This is a genomic window from Azospirillum fermentarium (assembly GCF_025961205.1).
GTDB lineage: Bacteria > Pseudomonadota > Alphaproteobacteria > Azospirillales > Azospirillaceae > Azospirillum > Azospirillum fermentarium.
This window is the reverse complement of record NZ_JAOQNH010000001.1, coordinates 2,016,032-2,033,549: the sequence shown is the minus strand read 5'-3', so window position 1 is coordinate 2,033,549 and position 17,518 is coordinate 2,016,032. Positions and strand designations below refer to the sequence as shown.

At 68.2% G+C, this 17,518-nt stretch carries 15 protein-coding genes; 11 read left to right on the top strand and 4 right to left on the bottom strand.

Going from position 1 to position 17,518, the window contains the following annotated elements; all coding sequences use genetic code 11:
* Nucleotides 1–17: 17 nt before the first annotated feature.
* The 5 genes from M2352_RS09670 to M2352_RS09650 all read left to right on the top strand — a co-directional run bounded on the left by M2352_RS09670 (nt 18) and on the right by M2352_RS09650 (nt 5,033).
* Nucleotides 18–785, top strand: coding sequence for an exodeoxyribonuclease III (locus M2352_RS09670; protein ID WP_264664284.1), 768 nt, complete (start codon nt 18–20; stop codon nt 783–785).
* 122 nt (nt 786–907) lie between these two features.
* Entirely contained in the window at nt 908–1,498 is a 591-nt protein-coding gene (locus M2352_RS09665) for a hypothetical protein (protein WP_264664283.1), read from the top strand.
* 153 nt (nt 1,499–1,651) lie between these two features.
* The gene (locus M2352_RS09660) at nt 1,652–3,460 is read left to right on the top strand and encodes a GGDEF domain-containing protein (RefSeq protein WP_264664282.1); all 1,809 of its coding nucleotides are present in this window, start codon (nt 1,652–1,654) and stop codon (nt 3,458–3,460) included.
* An 88-nt stretch (nt 3,461–3,548) separates the two neighbouring features.
* Nucleotides 3,549–3,770, top strand: coding sequence for a sulfurtransferase TusA family protein (locus tag M2352_RS09655; RefSeq protein WP_264664281.1), 222 nt, complete (start codon nt 3,549–3,551; stop codon nt 3,768–3,770).
* Nucleotides 3,771–3,776: 6 nt separating this feature from the next.
* Complete coding sequence (locus M2352_RS09650; protein ID WP_264664280.1) at nt 3,777–5,033, top strand: DUF2478 domain-containing protein; 1,257 nt, start codon at nt 3,777–3,779, stop codon at nt 5,031–5,033.
* Between the two features lie 41 nt (nt 5,034–5,074).
* Here the strand turns inward: M2352_RS09650 and M2352_RS09645 are convergent, their stop codons facing one another.
* Nucleotides 5,075–6,874: an ABC transporter ATP-binding protein gene (locus tag M2352_RS09645; RefSeq protein WP_264664279.1), complete on the bottom strand. Its 1,800-nt coding sequence runs from the start codon at nt 6,872–6,874 to the stop codon at nt 5,075–5,077.
* Nucleotides 6,875–6,969: 95 nt separating this feature from the next.
* Between M2352_RS09645 and mutY the strand changes: the two genes are divergently transcribed.
* Both mutY and M2352_RS09635 read left to right on the top strand, forming a co-directional pair.
* Nucleotides 6,970–8,031, top strand: coding sequence for an A/G-specific adenine glycosylase (gene mutY / locus M2352_RS09640; protein ID WP_264664278.1), 1,062 nt, complete (start codon nt 6,970–6,972; stop codon nt 8,029–8,031).
* A 22-nt stretch (nt 8,032–8,053) separates the two neighbouring features.
* Nucleotides 8,054–8,797: a DUF1194 domain-containing protein gene (locus M2352_RS09635; protein WP_264664277.1), complete on the top strand. Its 744-nt coding sequence runs from the start codon at nt 8,054–8,056 to the stop codon at nt 8,795–8,797.
* A gap of 4 nt (nt 8,798–8,801) precedes the next feature.
* Here the strand turns inward: M2352_RS09635 and M2352_RS09630 are convergent, their stop codons facing one another.
* Genes M2352_RS09630 through M2352_RS09620 form a run of 3 tightly spaced genes read right to left on the bottom strand, consistent with a single transcriptional unit; the run spans nt 8,802 to nt 12,268 of the window.
* Nucleotides 8,802–9,188: a DUF1850 domain-containing protein gene (locus M2352_RS09630; protein ID WP_264664276.1), complete on the bottom strand. Its 387-nt coding sequence runs from the start codon at nt 9,186–9,188 to the stop codon at nt 8,802–8,804.
* Nucleotides 9,185–11,296 carry a TRAP transporter permease gene (locus M2352_RS09625; RefSeq protein WP_264664275.1) on the bottom strand — a complete coding sequence of 704 codons (2,112 nt, stop codon included), beginning with the start codon at nt 11,294–11,296 and terminating at the stop codon, nt 9,185–9,187. Before M2352_RS09625 ends, M2352_RS09630 begins: the two co-directional genes overlap by 4 nt.
* A gap of 30 nt (nt 11,297–11,326) precedes the next feature.
* Nucleotides 11,327–12,268 carry a TAXI family TRAP transporter solute-binding subunit gene (locus M2352_RS09620; protein ID WP_264664274.1) on the bottom strand — a complete coding sequence of 314 codons (942 nt, stop codon included), beginning with the start codon at nt 12,266–12,268 and terminating at the stop codon, nt 11,327–11,329.
* A gap of 282 nt (nt 12,269–12,550) precedes the next feature.
* On the opposite strand from M2352_RS09620, the gene M2352_RS09615 reads away from it, so the two are divergent.
* The 4 genes from M2352_RS09615 (at nt 12,551) to M2352_RS09600 (ending at nt 17,516) form a co-directional block, all read left to right on the top strand.
* Nucleotides 12,551–13,048, top strand: a complete 498-nt coding sequence (locus M2352_RS09615; protein ID WP_264664273.1) for a (2Fe-2S)-binding protein — start codon at nt 12,551–12,553, stop codon at nt 13,046–13,048.
* 38 nt (nt 13,049–13,086) lie between these two features.
* Entirely contained in the window at nt 13,087–15,477 is a 2,391-nt protein-coding gene (locus M2352_RS09610) for a xanthine dehydrogenase family protein molybdopterin-binding subunit (RefSeq protein ID WP_264664272.1), read from the top strand.
* A 14-nt stretch (nt 15,478–15,491) separates the two neighbouring features.
* The gene (locus M2352_RS09605) at nt 15,492–16,289 is read left to right on the top strand and encodes an FAD binding domain-containing protein (protein ID WP_264664271.1); all 798 of its coding nucleotides are present in this window, start codon (nt 15,492–15,494) and stop codon (nt 16,287–16,289) included.
* A 303-nt stretch (nt 16,290–16,592) separates the two neighbouring features.
* A complete protein-coding gene (locus M2352_RS09600) occupies nt 16,593–17,516 on the top strand; it encodes an AAA family ATPase (protein WP_264664270.1) in 924 nt (307 codons plus the stop codon).
* Nucleotides 17,517–17,518 lie beyond the last annotated feature (2 nt).

Genomic DNA, 17,518 nt, shown 5'->3' with positions numbered 1-17,518 from the left:
ACAAAGGGCCTTTCCCGTTGCGTATTGTCACCTGGAACGTGAATTCCGTCCGCACGCGGCTGGGCAACATCACCGGCTGGCTGGCGGAAACCAACCCCGATGTGGTGCTGTTCCAGGAGATCAAGTGCGAAACGGGTCTGTTCCCCACCGCCGCCTTCGCCGATCTCGGCTATCAGGCGGCGGTGGTGGGGCAAAAGGCGTACAACGGCGTCGCCCTGCTGTCGCGCCACCCGATCGAAGACGTGATCGAGCGCCTGCCCGGCGAGCCGGAGGACGAACAGGCCCGCTATGTTGAGGCCACGGTCCAGGGCGTGCGCATCGCATCGCTCTACCTGCCCAACGGCAACCCGTCGCCGGGGGACAAGTATGATTACAAGCTGCGCTGGATGACCCGGCTGCGGGAGCACGCGAAAAAGCTGCTGGAATCGGAGATGCCGGTGGTGCTGGGCGGCGATTACAACGTCATTCCCGCCCCCCGCGACGTCTATGACCCCGCCGGGTGGATCACCGACGCCCTGTTCCGGCCCGAAACGCGCGCCGCCTTCCGCACCATCCTTAATCTCGGCTACACGGAGGCGTACCGGGCGCTGCACGGCGACGATCACGCCTATACCTTCTGGGATTATCAGGCGGGGTGCTGGCCGCGGGACAAGGGCCTGCGCATCGACCATTTCCTGCTGTCGCCCCAGGCCGCCGACCGGCTGGCCGCCTGCACCATCGACCGCGGCCCCCGCGGGCAGGAAAAGGCATCCGACCACACCCCGGTCATCCTGGATCTGGCCTGACGGGCTGGACACGGCGGTTGGGCTTGCCACCTGACGATTTCGATTTTATATCATCCGAAGTCGAATAAAACTTTCTTAAACCTTTCCCGTCACACTGACTGCTCACGCGGGGGTGAGGGCCGATGCAGGACTGGAAAGCGGCCGAGACGAAACCCGGCTACCGCCGGGAAGACGCCAAGGCTCTGCTGAACGCCATCGAACGGCAGGCACGGGAAGCGATGCAGCTTTCCGTCCGCGCTCAGCGCGACATGAAGGACAACCGCTTCGCCTCCTTCCTCGACTTCCGCAAGAAGGTGGAGGAGGTGCGCTCCCTGGTCGCGCTGACCGAGGAGCGGTTCAACAGCATGCCCACCGCCCGCATCGACGATCTGCGGGTGGAGTTCGAGCGGATGGACATTCTGCTGACGCGGGTGCTGATCCGGTCCATGCACACCTATTTCCTGTCGATGCCGGAAGACCAGTTGCTGCCCATCGGCGCACGCGAGCTGTTCGAGCCGGAACTGCGCAACATCGACGAGGTGCGCGAAAAGCTGAGCCGCCCCCAATTCGCCGAAAAAGTGGAACCGGAGGTGCTGGAACAGCTTGAGGAAACCGCCGTGCGCATCCGCAAGGTGTGTCAGCGCGTTCCCGCCCTGCCCGATTTCTCTGATTCTCCCACGCCGCCCAAGCCCATGCGGCGGTTGCGCAACATGACCACCACCGTCCGCTCCTGATACCCGGCCACCCCATGGGCACCGTGCGGCTGTGATGATGGGCCACCGCGAAACGTATCGCCGTGGAAAACCGCAATCCGCCATAAATCCGAAATACCCGCAGGCTATACTCCCCCCAGCCGGGACGATGGTGCCGGAACGAAGGGGGGCGCCATGCAGCAGCGGCACAATGCGGAACGGGACACGGTGGCCCTGTTCCCTGTCCCCCATGCGCATCACACCCAGCCCCATGCCCCGGCCCCCCACGACTGGCCGGCGGTAACCGCGGCCGTCACCCATGCGTTTCAGCCCATCGTGCAGTTGCGCACAGGGCGCTGCCACGGCTTCGAAGCGCTGATGCGCGGGTGGGACACGGCGGGGTTCTCCACCATTGCGGCCCTTCTGGACGCCGCCCACGCCGACGGCTGGCTGGCGCGGGTGGAAGCGGCGCTGCACGCCAAGGCCATCGCGCGGTTCCGCGGCCTCAGCCCCGGCCCCGACGTGCGGCTGTTCCTGAACGTGGACGCCCGGCTGATCGGCACCACCGACGCCCTGGTGACCGCCGCCGCCGGGCAACCCGTGCCCGTGGTGCATGAGATCTCCGAAGCGCGGCCCGTGGCCGACACGGCGGCGGTGGAAACGGCGATCGGGCAGTGCCGGGCGTCGGGCATCGCCGTGGCGCTGGACGATTTCGGCGTCGGATTCGCCGGGCTGAAGCTGCTGTACGAGACCCGGCCCGATTTCGTGAAGATCGACCGCTTCTTCGTCGCCGGCATCGACCGCGACCTGCGCAAGCGGGCCATCGTCAGCTATCTGGTGGGTTATGCCCACGCGCTGGGTATCGTGACGGTGGCGGAAGGGATCGAAACGGCGGCCGAATTCTACACCTGCCGCGACATCGGCTGTGATTTCGGCCAGGGGTATCTGCTGGGCCGCCCGGTGACCGACCCGGACGCCCTGCCCCGCACCTGCGCCGTGGCGGAGACCCTGAACGGCGAGGACCGGCGCCAGCCGTCGGCGGCCCGCACGCGGCTGTTCGAGGTGATGGACCCCATCCCCCCCTTGCGGGTGGATTCGCCCAAGGCCACGCTGCTGGAGTATTTCGCCAACCTCAAGGCGCCGCTGGCGGTGCCGGTGGTGGACGCCGCCCGCGCGCCCGTCGGCCTGATCCGCGAGCGCGACCTGAAACCCTTCGTCTATTCCCGTTATGGCGCCGACCTGCTACGCAACCGGTCGAACGCCAACAGCCTGTTGGATTTCGTGGTGTCCTGCCCCGTCTGCGACGTGGGCACGCCGCTGGAACGGGTGGTGGAGGCGTTTTCGGAGGAGTCCGCCTCCGACGGCGTGCTCATCGTGGAGAGCGGGGAATATGTGGGGTTCCTGAGCAGTTCGGCGCTGCTGCGGCTGGTGCACGAACACAATCTGGCCAGCGCCACCGACCAGAACCCGCTGACCCGCCTGCCCGGCAACGCCGCCATCGGGCGGCACATCGAATCCCTGCTGGACCGGACGGACGAGGACCACGTCCTGGCCTATCTGGATTTCGACTATTTCAAGCCGTTCAACGACTGCTTCGGCTTCCGCCAGGGGGACCGGGCCATCCTGATGTTCAGCGAACGGCTGAAGGTGCTGGCGGCCACCCACAACGGCTTTGCCGGCCACATCGGCGGCGACGATTTCTTCCTGGCCCTGTCCGGCATGGCGGAGGACGCGGCGCGGGTCCGCCTGATCGAGTTGATCGAGCGGTTCCGGTCCGACGCGGAAAGCCTGTACGACGCCGCCACCCGCGACAGCGGCTTCTTTCTGGGCAAGGACCGCGACGGCACCCCGCGGCGCTTTCCCATGCTCAGCGTCAGCGGGGTGGCGCTGGTGGTGCCGGCGGGCGGGCGGCGCACGGGGCTGGAGGCCATCGCCAACGCCATCGCCGCCCACAAGCCGGCGGCCAAGCAGAGCCCCGACAAGCTCCATATGTTTCGCTCATAAACAATTTTCCATGACCGCAGGCTTGGAGAGAGCCGCCCGTTGGCGGTAAGGTTCGGGCAACAGGCCAAACCGGAGCGTTGCCCAGACCATGAACGAGTTGGATGTGAAGGGGCTGTCCTGTCCCTTGCCGATCCTGCGCACGCGCGCCCTGCTGAACACGCTGGCGGTGGGCGACGAGGTGAAGGTCTATGTCACCGATCCGGCCTCCGTCATCGACTTCCGCCACTTCTGCAACATCACCAGCAACGAACTGCTGGGATACGAGCAGAAGGACGGCGTGTTCATCTATCACATCCGCCGGGGGGAATAAGGCGTCATGGAATGTTTCCCGCCCGCATCCCCGCCGCCGCTGCGCCCCGGTGCCGTCCTGCACGGCCCCGGCTCGCAGGAGGTGGACCGGCTTCTCCAGCGCTTCGCCGCCACCCTAATTGCCCGCGGCTTCCGGGTGGAGGGGGTGATACAGCGCAACACCGGGGCCATCGACGATTGCGCCGAGCGGATGGAACTGGTGGATGTGGCCACCGGCCACGCCTACAACATCACCCAGAACCTCGGCTCCGGCTCCCAATCGTGCAAGGTTGACCCGATGGGGGTGGCGGAGGCCAGCGGCGTGCTGCGCCGGGCGCTGGGCGGCGGCGCCGACCTGCTGATCGTCAACAAGTTCGCCGGGCTGGAAGCCGGGGGCAGCGGCCTGTCCGCCGAGATGCTGGCGGCCATGGCCGACGGCATGCCGGTGCTGACCAGCGTCGGCAGCCGCTTCACCACCGACTGGGTGACGTTCACGGGCGGCCACACCGACCTCCTGTGCCCCGATATGGCGTCTCTCTGGCGCTGGTGGGGACCGCACCGGCTCTACCGCGATCTTGCGCTGGGGGTGGAGGGTGACCCCGAGATCCGCCGGGCCGAGATCCGCCGGGTGGTGATCGGCGCGCAATGGATCATGGTGGATGCGGGCGACCGCATCGGCCTCGCCTCCCGCCCCGCGGTGACGCTGAACGACCCGCTGCCGCCGCCGGAGCGCTGGGTGGGCCGGGGCCTGATGGAACTGGCGGAACAGGCGGCCAGCGGGTGGGATCCGCTGACGGTGGCATCCGGTGTCGCGGCGCTGAACGCCTTCTACAACCATTCCGGCGTGACCGGCAGCGGCGGTAACGGGCTGGACCTGTTCCGTGACGCCACGGGCCGGGTGGTGGTGATCGGCAGCTTCCCCGGCATCCGGAAACGCCTGCCCCACGCCCAGGTGGTGGATTTCGCGCCCAAGCCGGGGGAATACCCGGCGACGGCGGGCGATTGGCTGCTGGCGGGGGCGGAGGGGGCGGCCATCACCGCCTCGGCCCTGGCCAACCGCACCCTGCCCGGCCTCTTGAGCGCGGCGCGCGGCGCGCGGGTGGCGCTGATCGGCCCCGGCACACCACTGACCCCGCGTCTGTTCGATTACGGCATCGACAGCCTGTGCGGCTTCGTGGCCCAGGACGTGGACCGCATCGCCGAGATGATCCTGGCCGGCGGCTCGTCCAAGGACTTCCACCGCTTCGGCCGCTTCGTCACGCTGGAACGGCCGGCGGGGGAGTGATCCCGCCCCGGTAGAGGGGTTCTGAACCGGGCGCCCCGGCCTCAATCCTGCAGGAACCCACCCACCTGCCGGTTCCACAGGCGGGCGTAACGCCCGTCCTGCGCCATCAGTTCCGCGTGGCTGCCGCTTTCCAGCACCCGGCCTTCCTCCAGATAGAGGATGCGGTCCATGCCGGTGACGGTGGACAGGCGGTGGGCGATGGCGATCACCGTGCGGCCCTGGAACAGATCCCACAAGGCGCCCTGGATCAGGTGCTCCGTCTCGGAATCCAGGGCCGAGGTGGCCTCGTCCAGCACCAGGATGGGGGCGTTCTTCAGAAAGGCGCGGGCGATGGCGATGCGCTGGCGCTCGCCGCCCGACAGGCGCACGCCCTGCTCCCCCACCACCGCGTCATAGCCGGCACCGCGCCGCATGATGAAACCGTGGCAATGGGCCTTGCGGGCGGCGGCGACGATCTCCTCCTCCGTGGCCTCGGGGCGGGCATAGGCGATGTTCTCGCGGATGGTGCGGTGGAACAGCGCCGGGGACTGCGGCACCTCGGCCACCGCCCCGTTGAGGGAGGCCAGGGTCACCCCCGCCACGTCCTGCCCGTCGATCAGCACCCGCCCGCCCTGGGGGTCGAACTGGCGGCGCAGCAGCTTGACCAGCGTGCTCTTGCCCGCCCCCGACGGGCCGACCAGCGCCACCTTCTCACCCGCACGGATGTCGAGCGACAGGCCGTGGAACACCGGGCTGCCGTCGCCGTGGTCGAACACGATGCCGTCCAGGGTGATGGCCCCCGCCGTCACCCCCAGGGCCGGAGCGCCGGGTTTGTCGGTGATGGCGTGCGGCACCACGATATCGCTGAGCGATCCGGCCAGCACGCCCAACTGGTCGAAGAAATGCAGCATCCGCGACGACAGCGACCACACGTTGATGCCCACCAGACTGGCCAGCGAGAACACCATGGCGAAATCGCCCACCGACATGCGCCCGGCCAGCGCCTCCCGCACCGCCAGCCCCAGAAGCGTGATCTGGAACACCAGCAGCGCGTTGAACAGGATGAACCACATGAGCGTCAGGAACCAGCGCTGGTGCTGGGACGCCGCCGCCTCGCCATCCAGTGCCTGGGCCAGACGGCCCATCTCGAACGGTGTGCGCACGAAGGCGCGCACCAGTTCCACATTGCTCAGCACGTCCACCATGGCCCCGGACGACGCCGACACCTCTTCGGCAAAATGGTGGGACAGGGCCAGGCAGCGCCGGGCCAGCAGCGCCGACACCCCCAATTGCACCACCGTCCACCCCACCAGCAGCACGGCGAAGAAGGTGTTGGCGCCATAGAGCAGCGTCAGCGCGATGGACAGCACCAGGACGATGCGGATCACGTCGTTGGACACGAATTCCAGAAGCTGGACCGCGCTCTGCCCCGCCTGCTTGACCTTCTGCCCCAGCTTGCCGGCGAAATTGTCCTGAAAATAGCGGGGCGAATGGCCGATCAGATGGCTGAACAGGGTGTATTGGATCTCGTGCCGCATGGCGGGGGAGGTATAGATGTCCACGATCTCCCGCCCGCGGTTGAACAGGGCCGACACCACCCACAGGACACCCAGCATCACGAACCAGAACAGCACCTCCCCCGTCCATCCCGCCGCGCGGTCACCGGACAGGGCATCGACCAGCGCCTTCATCGCCACCGGCTCCATACCCATGGTGCCGACCCCGCCCGCCGCCATCAGGTTCAACAGCAGCGTGCGCCCCAGGAAGCGGCGGCGGATGAACAGCCACAGGAAACGCCACGGCGTGGCCGGCAAGCCATCGGGGGCGAGGACGTCGTGGGACAGCGGCTTCGGCGCGAACACGGGATGGGATCTCCGGCACGGACAGGCCGTCAGGGCATAGCCCATCGCACAATCCGCCGCCACCATCGGCGGCGGGGGCGTGCTATGTGTTGGCCATGACCGACCGCACCGATTTCGCCGCCCGTCTTCTCGGCTGGTACGACAGCCACCGCCGCACCCTGCCCTGGCGCGCCCCGCCGGGGGAACGGGCCGACCCATACCGGGTCTGGCTGTCGGAAATCATGCTGCAGCAGACCACGGTGGTGGCTGCGGCCCCCTATTTCCTGACCTTCCTTCAGCGCTGGCCCACGGTGCGCCATCTGGCCGAAGCGCCGCTGGACGACGTGCTGGCCGCCTGGGCCGGGCTCGGCTACTACGCCCGCGCCCGCAACCTGCACGCCTGTGCCCGCCATGTGAACGAGCGGCTGGGGGGGCGCTTCCCCGATGATGAGACGGCACTGCTGGACCTGCCCGGCGTGGGCGCCTACACCGCCGCCGCCGTGGCCGCCATCGCCTTCGGGCGTAAGGCCACGGTGGTGGACGGCAATGTGGAACGGGTGGTGGCCCGCGTCTTCGCCGTCACCGACCCGCTGCCGGGGGTGAAACCGCGGCTGCGCGCCCTGGCCGCCACCCTGACGCCGGACACCCGTCCGGGCGACTATGCCCAGGCCATGATGGATCTCGGGGCCACGGTCTGCACCCCGCGCAAGCCGCAATGCCTGATCTGCCCAGTGTCCCACGCCTGCGAGGCGACACGGATGGGCATCGCCGAGACCCTGCCCGCCCGCACGGCCAAGGCCGACAAGCCCACCCGCCACGGCGTGGCCTTCTGGCTGGAATCGGCAATGGCGGTGCTGCTGCGCCGCCGCCCGCCCACCGGGCTTTTGGGCGGCATGGCCGAGGTGCCCTCGACCCCGTGGGAAGCCGGCGGGCCGCCCACACCGGCGGCGGTGCAGGCCGCCGCCCCCCTGGCCCGGGTGCCGTGGCGCCCGCTGCCCGGCTCGGTCCGCCATACTTTCAGCCATTTTCACCTGGATCTTACCGTCACCGCCGGGGAGGCCGGGGACAACTGGCCCGCCGCCGACGGCTATTGGGTGCCCATCGGCGCGCTGAAGGGGGAGGCCCTGCCCTCGGTCATGCGCAAGGTGGTGCGCCACGCCCTGGACCACACCCGCTAGGCCACACGCGATACCGCCGGACATGACCACCCGCCGCCGCCTTTTGACCACGCTGTCCCTGCTGGGGGTGGCCGCCGCCCTGCCCGGTCTCCCGTCCCACGCCGACGCGCCCGCGGCCAAGCCGAAAGCCTCCGCACCCGTCCGCAAGATCAAGCGTGTGGGGCTGGAACTGGTGTTGCTGGTGGACGGCTCGGCCAGCATCAGCGAGGGCGCGCTGGAGTTCCAGTTGCAGGGCCATGCCGCCGCCTTCCGCGATCCGGCGGTGGCGGAGGCCGCGGCGATGACCGCCACGGCGGTGACCCTGTGTTCCTTCTCCGGCCCCAACACGCTGCGCACGCTGGTGCCGTGGACGGTGATCGAAAGCGCCGAGGCGGCCTCCCGCTTCGCCACCGCCACCGACGCCGCCCCGCGCGACGACAGGCCGGACTCCACCGCCATCGGCAGCGCCCTTTACGGAGCCATGGACCTGTTCGGCGGGGCCGGCGTGCTGGGGGCGCGGCGGGTGATCGATCTGGTGTCCAACGGCTTTTCCAACACCGGCATCGACCCGCTGGCGGCGCGCGCGCGCGCCGACACCCGCGGGATCGGGATCAATGCCCTGGCGATCCTGGATGAGTTCGACTGGCTGGAAGGCTATTACCGTGAGACCGTGATCACCGGCCCCAACGCCTTCGTCCGAACGGTGGACAGCCGGGAAAACTTCGCCGAGGCCCTGCGCAACAAGCTGATCCTGGAAATCGCCGGCCTGCCCCGGATGGCGGGATAAGGAATTAGGGCGGCGCACAGGCCGCAATCACGAGCGGTTCCTCCCCATCCCCGCCGCCTGTCCAGCGGTGCAGGGCCCGGCATTGCCCGGAGACACACAGCGTGTGGTCGGGGGTGAAGGACGAGGCCGCCAGCACCAGACGTCCCGACGGCGGGGCCGCCGGGCGCCAGACCAGCCAGCCGCCGGACAGGCGGGCGTCCGGCGGAGGTTCCATGCCGGCGCCGAAGCCCTTGATGCGGGCTTCCACCGGGGTCAGCCGCCCGTCCTCGGCCCGCCAGACCTCCCGCCATTCGGTCTTTTCGATGGAATGGGTCCAGGACAGGGTGATGGTGTCCCCCGGCAAGGACGCCAGCAGCGCCCCCGCCAGGGTGAACAGGCAGACCGCACTCACCGGGCCAGTTCCGCCACCCGCCGCGACCGCCACCACTGCCAGCCGGTCAGGGCAACCGTGATGACGAAGCCCGCCTCGTCCGTCACCGGCAGGGCCAGCACGAACAGGAACGCCCCCGCCGCCGCCACGCCCCGCTCCACCCACGTCATGGGCGCCAGCAGATAGCCGATGGTGGCCGCCCCCCACAGCATGATGCCCAGGCATGCCTTGACCACCATATAGGCCACGGCCCACGGGTTGTCGGTCTGGAGCATCAGCGCCGGGTCATAGACCGCCATGAACGGCACCACATAGCCGGCCATGGCGATGCGGGTGGCGATCCACCCGATCTCCATGTGCCCCGCCCGCGCGATGGACGATGCGGCCAGGGCCGCCAGCGCCACCGGCGGCGTCAGGTCGGCCATGATGCCGAAGTAGAAGCAGAACATGTGCGACACGATCAGCGGCACGCCCATCTGCAGCAGCGCCGGGGCGGCGATGGACGCGGTGATGATGTAGTTCGCGGTGGTGGGCAGCCCGGTCCCCAGCACGATGCAGGCGATCATGGTCAAAATCAGCGCCAGCAGCAGATTGCCGCCCGCCAGATCGACGATGGCCCCCGCCACGCTGGACGCCAGCCCGGTCAGGGACAGGATGCCGATCAGCACCCCCACCAGGGCACAGGCCACCCCGACGCCCAGCGCGTTCTTCGCCCCCTCCGCCAGCGCATGAACCAGGATGGAGATCGTCTCCCGCCCGCCACGGACGAACAGGCACGGCACGATCAGCAGGGCGATGATGAGAAAGGCCATTTCCTCGGTGCGCAGGCCCAGCCGCCACAGACCGGCGGCGGCCAGACCCAGCCCCACCCAGAACAGTGCCCGCAGCGCCATGCCCGGCAGCACCCCCGACACCCGCGCGCCCAAAATCAAGGTGGCGGTGGCCGCCAGCCCGATCACGCCGGCAAACAGCGGCGTGAACCCGGAAAACAGCAGATAGACCAGGGCCGCCAGCGGCAGCACCAGATACCACCCCTCGATCAGCGCATTCAGCGCGCTGGGGCATTCGCTGCGCGGCAGGCCCACCAGATTGCGCTTGCCCGCCTCCAGATGCACCATCCAGAAGGCGCTGGCGAAATAGAGGATGGCGGGAATGGTCGCGGCCAGCGCCACCTCGCTGTAGGGCACCCCGATGGTTTCCGCCATGATGAAGGCGGCGGCGCCCATGACCGGGGGCATCAACTGCCCGCCCATGCTGGCCGTCGCCTCCACCGCGCCGGCAAAGGCGGGGCGATAACCGAAACGGGTCATCAGCGGGATGGTGAACTGCCCCGTGGTCAGCACGTTGGCGACACCCGACCCGTTGATGGTGCCCATGAACCCCGACGAGATCACCGCCACCTTGGCCGGGCCGCCCTTGGCATGGCCCACCAGCCCCAGCGACACGTCGTTGAACAGCTTGATCATTCCCGCCCGTTCCAGAAAGGCACCGAACAGGATGAACAAAAAGATGAAGGTGGATGACACATAGACCGGCGTGCCGAACACGCCTTCGGTGGAGAAATAAAGCTGGTCGATGATCTGGTCCCAGCCGAACCCGCGGTGGGACAGCCCGAACGGCAGCCACGGCCCGAGCAGGGCATAGGGGATGAACACGCCGCAGATGATCGGCAGCACCCACCCCATCAGCCGCCGCGCCGCTTCGAACACCAGGATGATGCCGACGGCCCCGACCACAAGGTCGGTGGTGGTGGGATCGCCGGCCCGCTGGATCAGGTCGGCCTCGAACACCCAATGATAGAGGCCGATGGCGAACGACAGCCCGCCCAGCAGCCACCCGTGCCACGGCACCCGCTTTTGCGGCTGGTTGCCGAACCCGAACAGGCAATAGGTCAGCAGCAGCAGAAAGCCCACATGGACCGACCGCACCACCAGACTGGACAGCGGGCTGAAGGCCGCGGTCCACACCTGGAACAGGGCGAAGACCACGGCGATGAGAAAGAGAATCTTGCCGTCAACCCCGTCGAACGCGACGAGGCCGGCGGGGTTTTCCCGGTCCAGGGCAGCGCGTGCCTCAAGATCGGCATCCAGCGGGTTGTCGCCCGCCGGGGAATGGGGGGATGCGGTCATGGCTGCACGTCTTTCGTCCGTGGCCCGCGCTTACGGCAACAGCCCCTTTTCCTTGTAGAATTTCTCGGCCCCCGGATGCAGCGGCACCGGCGATGTGGCCGCCCCGGCGTTCAGCGCGATGCCCTTGGCCGCCGCATGGGCCGCCGACAGCAGGTCCAGATGCTCGAACAGCCCCTTGGTCATGGCGTAGGCCGTGGCATCCGGCACCCCGGAATGGGTGACGAGGAAGTTGCGCACGGCGGCGGTGGCGATGTCGGCGTCCTGGCCGCTGTAGGTGCCGGCGGGGATCACCTCGGGGATGTAGGCGGCGTTGCCCACCTTCTGCACCACATCCGCCGGAATGGTGACGATGGTGATGGGCAGCGACGCCGCCAGATCCTTCACCGCCGCCACACCCAGCCCGGCGGAGATCAGCGTGGCGTCCAACTGCCGGTTCTTCATCAGATCGACCGATTCGGCGAAGGGAAGGTATTCGGTCTTGGCGAAATCCTTGTACCCCAGCCCGGCGGCGCCGAAGATGGCGCGTGCGTTCAGCTCCGTCCCCGATTTCGGCGCGCCCACCGACACCCGCTTGCCCTTCAGGTCGGCCAGGGTCTTGATGCCCGATTCACCGCTGGCGACGATCTGGATGTAGTTGGGGTAGATGCCGGCGATGGTGCGCAGCTTGGTCAGCTTGGCCTTGAAGCCCGCCTCCTCCACCCCCGCCCAGGCATCGCCCAGGGAATCGCCCAGCGAAAAGCCGATCTCCCCGCGCCCGGCCTGAAGCAGGTTCAGGTTCTCCACCGACGCCTTGGTGGCCTGCACCGAGGTCTTGGCGCCCGGGATGCTCTTGCCATAGATGTTTTGCAATGCAACACCAAGGGGATAGTAGACGCCGCTGGTTCCGCCGGTCAGGACCGTGACGAACTCTTCCGCTTTCGCAGGTGCGGCAAGCGTGAGGCAAAGTCCAAGGATGCCGAGAATACGCTTCATTCGGGTTACCCCTCCCAGGTAAAGGGTTCTTGTTGGTTTGATTTTGTCAGCAACTGTACCCTGTCCTCAACCAACCGCCAAGCCGCTGGACGATTATTCGGACCTTTGGCTTAAGGATACTGGCCGAACGGCGCCTTGACCGGCCCGGCGGCTGTGCAAACCTTATCCCCACGGCAAGGAACGGCTCGAAACCCCGGCGTCCGGCCTATGCCCGTCTGACCGGGGTTATCGGAAAAAAAGCCGCCGCCGTCCAAGGCCGAGGGCCATATGGGAGGAAACGGTATGGCATGCACCGTTACGTTGACCGTCAACGGAAAAACGGTCACGCGCGAGGTGGAGGAGCGCACCCTCCTCGTGCATTTCCTTCGCGACACCCTGCACCTGACCGGCACGCACGTCGGCTGCGACACCAGCCAGTGCGGCGCCTGCACCGTCCATCTGGACGGGCGGTCGGTGAAATCCTGCACCATGCTGGCGGTGCAGGCCGACGGCTGCGCCGTCACCACCATCGAGGGGCTGGCCGCCCCCGACGGCACCCTGCACCCGATGCAGGCGGCGTTCCGCGAGCACCACGGCCTGCAATGCGGGTTCTGTACCACCGGCATGGTGATGAGCGCGGTCGATCTGGTCCGCGACAACCCCACCCCCACCGAGACGGAGATCCGCGAGGGGCTGGAGGGGAACATCTGCCGCTGCACCGGCTATCACAACATCGTCAAGGCGGTGATGGCGGGGGCGGACGCGATGAACGGCGGCGCCGTGAAGGCCGCGGCCGAGTGACCGGCGCCCCTTATCAGGATCAGGGAAGGATGTTTGCGATGGCAAACCCCAATGGCATCGGCGCCCCGGTGCGCCGCCGTGAAGACGCGCGTTTCCTGACCGGGCGCGGCACCTACACCGACGACATCGGCCGGCCCAACCAGACCTATGCCTACATGCTGCGCTCACCCCACGCGCACGCCGGGATTCTGGGCATCGACCCGTCGGGGGCGCTGGCCTCCCCCGGCGTGCTCCACGTCTTCACCGGGGCCGACATGGCCGCCGACGGGGTGAACGGCCTGCCCTGCGGCTGGCTGATCCACAACAAGGACGGCAGCCCCATGAAGGAGCCGCCGCATTTCCCCATCGCCCGTGACCGCGCCCGCTATGTGGGCGACATCGTGGCGGTGGTGATCGCCGAGACCCGCGACATGGCCAAGGACGCGGCGGAGATGATCGCGGTGGATTACGCCGAGCGGCCCGCCGTCGCCTCCATCCGCGCCGCCCTGGACGGCAGGGCGGAACGGGTCCACGACGACGTGCCGGGCAACGTCTGCTACGACTGGCACCTGGGCGACAAGGCCGCCACCGACGCCGCCTTTGCCCAGGCATCCCACGTCGCCACCATCGATCTGGTGAACAACCGGCTGGTGCCCAACGCCATGGAACCGCGGGCGGCCATGGGCGAATACGACCCCGCCACCGGCGAACACACCTTGACCACCACGTCGCAGAACCCCCACGTCATCCGGCTGCTGATGGGCGCCTTCGTTCTGGGCATCCCGGAACACAAGCTGCGGGTGGTGGCCCCCGACGTGGGCGGCGGCTTCGGGTCCAAGATCTTCCATTACGGGGAAGAGGCCATCGTCACCTGGGCGGCGAAGAAGGTCGGGCGCCCGGTCAAATGGACGGCGGAGCGGTCGGAAAGCTTCCTGTCCGACGCCCACGGGCGCGACCACATCAGCCACGCCGAACTGGCCATGGACGCCGACGGCAACTTCCTGGGGTTGCGGGTGAAGACCGACGCCAACATGGGGGCGTACCTGTCCACCTTCTCCACCTCCATCCCCACGTACCTGTACGCCACCCTGCTGGCGGGGCAGTACAAGACCCCGGCGATTTACGCGGAGGTGACGGCGGTCTTCACCAACACCGCCCCCGTCGATGCCTACCGCGGGGCCGGACGGCCGGAGGCGTGCTTCCTCATCGAACGGCTGGTGGACATCGCCGCGCAGAAGCTGGGCATGGACCCCACCGAGCTGCGCCGCCGCAACTTCATCGCAAAAGAGGCCATGCCCTACCTGACCCCGGTGGCGCTGCAATACGACACCGGCGATTTCGCCAAGAACCTGGACATGGCGCTGCCCATGGTCGATTACGCCGGCTTCCCCGCCCGGCGCGCGGAATCGGCGGCCCGCGGCAAGCTGCGCGGCATCGGCTTTGCGACATACATCGAGGCGTGCGGCATTGCGCCCTCGAACATCGCGGGTGCCCTGGGCGCGCGGGCGGGCCTCTATGAATCGGCGGAGGTGCGCTTCCACCCCACCGGGTCGGTCAGCGTCTTCACCGGCTCCCACAGCCATGGGCAGGGGCACGAGACGACCTTCGCCCAGTTGGTGGCCGACCGCTTCGGCATCCCCATCGAAAACGTGGACATCATCCACGGCGACACCGCCAAGATCCCCTTCGGCATGGGCACCTATGGCTCGCGGTCGCTGGCGGTGGGCGGTTCGGCGCTGGTCAAGGCCATGGACAAGGTGGAGCGCAAGGCCCGCAAGATCGCCGCCCACCTGATGGAAGCCGCCGAAGCCGACATCGAGGTCAAGGACGGCCGCTTCTCCGTCGCCGGCACCGACAAGGGGGTGAGCATCGGCGAGATCGCGCTGGCCGCCTATGTCCCCCACAATTTTCCCCTGGACGAGCTGGAGCCGGGGCTGGACGAACAGGCGTTCTACGATCCCAAGAACTTCACCTACCCCAACGGCTGCCACGTCTGCGAGGTGGAGATCGACCCGGATACCGGTGTGACGAAGATCCTGAACTTCACCGCGGTGGACGATTTCGGGCGGGTCATCAACCCCCTGATCGTCGAGGGGCAGGTACACGGCGGCATCGTCCAGGGCATCGGGCAGGCGCTGTTCGAGAACTGCGTCTATGACGAGGAGACGGGGCAGCTTCTGACCGGCTCGTACATGGACTACTGCATGCCGCGGGCCGACGACGTGCCGTCCTTCACCGTCGCCTATCACGAGGACGCGCCCTGCACCCACAACCCGCTGGGCGTGAAGGGCTGCGGCGAGGCCGGGACCATCGGGGCGGCGGCGGCGGTGATCAACGCCGTGGTCAACGCGCTCGCCGGTTACGGCGTCACCCACATCGACATGCCCGCCACCCCGGAAAAGGTGTGGCGCGTCATCCAGGCCCACACCCCGGCCATGGCCGCGGAATAAGAGGGAGGGGAGCCATGTACAACTTCACCTATCACCGCCCCGCCACCCTGGCCGACGCGGTGTCGCTTCTGGGATCCATGGAGGACGGCAAGGCGCTGTCGGGCGGGCAGACCCTGTTGCCCACCCTGAAGCAGCGCCTTGCCAGCCCCGCCGATCTGGTGGACCTGTCGCGGGTGCCGGACCTGAAGGGCGTGCGGGAGGAGGCGGGCGGCCTGACCGTCGGCGCCTTCACCCACCACGCCGACGTGGCCGGATCGGATCTGGTGGCGCGGGTGATCCCGGCGCTGGCCCATCTGGCCGGAGGGATCGGCGACCGGCAGGTGCGCCACCGCGGCACGCTGGGCGGGTCCATCGCCAACGCCGACCCGGCGGCGGACTATCCCGCCGCCGTGCTGGGGTTGAACGCCACCGTGCGCACCGACCGGCGGGAAATCGCGGGCGATGATTTCTTCACCGGCATGTTCGAAACGGCGCTGGCGCCGGGGGAACTGGTGACGGCGGTGCATTTCCCCAAACCGGACGCCGCCGGCTACGCCAAATTCGCCAACCCGGCCAGCCGCTACGCCATGGTAGGGGTGTTCATCGCCCGCTTCGGCGGCACCGTCCGGGTGGCGGTGACCGGCGCCGGCCCGTCGGTGTTCCGCGTGCCGGCGATGGAGGCGGCGCTGGCCGCGTCCTTCACCCCGGATGCGGTGGCGGGAATCACGGTGCCGGCGGACGGGCTGAACAGCGACATGCACGCCAGCGCCGAATACCGCGCCCATCTGGTGACCGTCATGGCGAAACGCGCCATGATGCAGGCGGTGGGGTGAGAAGAAGACGCCTTTCCCCCCTCCCTGGCAGGGCTATCGGACGCACACATCGTTAACTTACTGATACAAACGACTTACTCATCGTCATTCCCGCGAAGGCGGGAATCCAGGCATGAGCCGCGGTCAGCGGCGACATGAGTCCCCCAAGGCTCTGGCCTTGGAAACACCTTCTGGATCCCAGCCTTCGCTGGGATGACGGTGAAATATTATTTTTGTCAGTATGTTACACGATGTGTGAGCGCCGTGGCCCCGCCGGGAAGAGGGACCGCCAAAACCAGAGCCGTCATGTTCCCCGGAGTGACCATGCCCCACCCGCTCCCCCATTCGGTGGATGAGACGCAGGCGCTGCTGCAGCGCGGTGATTACGTGGCCGGGCGGGATCTTTCCACCGCCCTGTTCCTGGCGCTGAAGCTGAGACGCCCCCTGTTCCTGGAGGGCGAGGCCGGGGTGGGCAAGACCGAGATCGCCAAGGTTCTCTCCCGCACGCTGGGCCGCCGGCTGGTGCGGCTGCAATGCTACGAGGGGCTGGACGTGGCGGCGGCGGTCTATGAATGGAACTACGCCCGCCAGATGATGGAGATCCGGCTGGCGGAGGCCGCCGGGGACCGCGACCGCACCGCCCTGGCCGCCGGCCTGTTCTCCGAACGCTTCCTCATCAAGCGCCCGCTGCTCCAGGCGCTGGAGCCGGACGACAACGGCCCCCCCGTCCTGCTGATCGACGAGCTTGACCGCACCGACGAGCCGTTCGAGGCGTATCTGCTGGAAATCCTGTCGGATTTCCAGGTGACCATCCCCGAATTCGGCACCATCCGCGCCGACGAGCCGCCGCTGGTGATCCTGACCTCCAACCGCACGCGGGAGATCCACGACGCGCTGAAGCGGCGCTGTTTCTACCACTGGGTCGATTACCCCGACGCGGAGCGCGAGCGGGCCATCCTGCGGCTGAAGGCCCCCCAGGCCGACGAGCGGCTGGCGGCCCAGGTGGTGGGCTTCGTCCAGCGGCTGCGGACCATGGACCTCTACAAGCTGCCCGGCGTGGCGGAAACGCTGGACTGGGCGCAGGCGCTGGTGGAGCTGAACCAGTTGGAGCTGGACGCCACCACCATCAACGACACGCTGGGCACCCTGCTGAAGTATCAGGACGACATCGCCCGCATCCAGGGCAGCGAGGCGGCCCGGCTGCTGGCCCAGGTCAAGACCGAACTGGCCGCCACCACGGCGCGGTGATC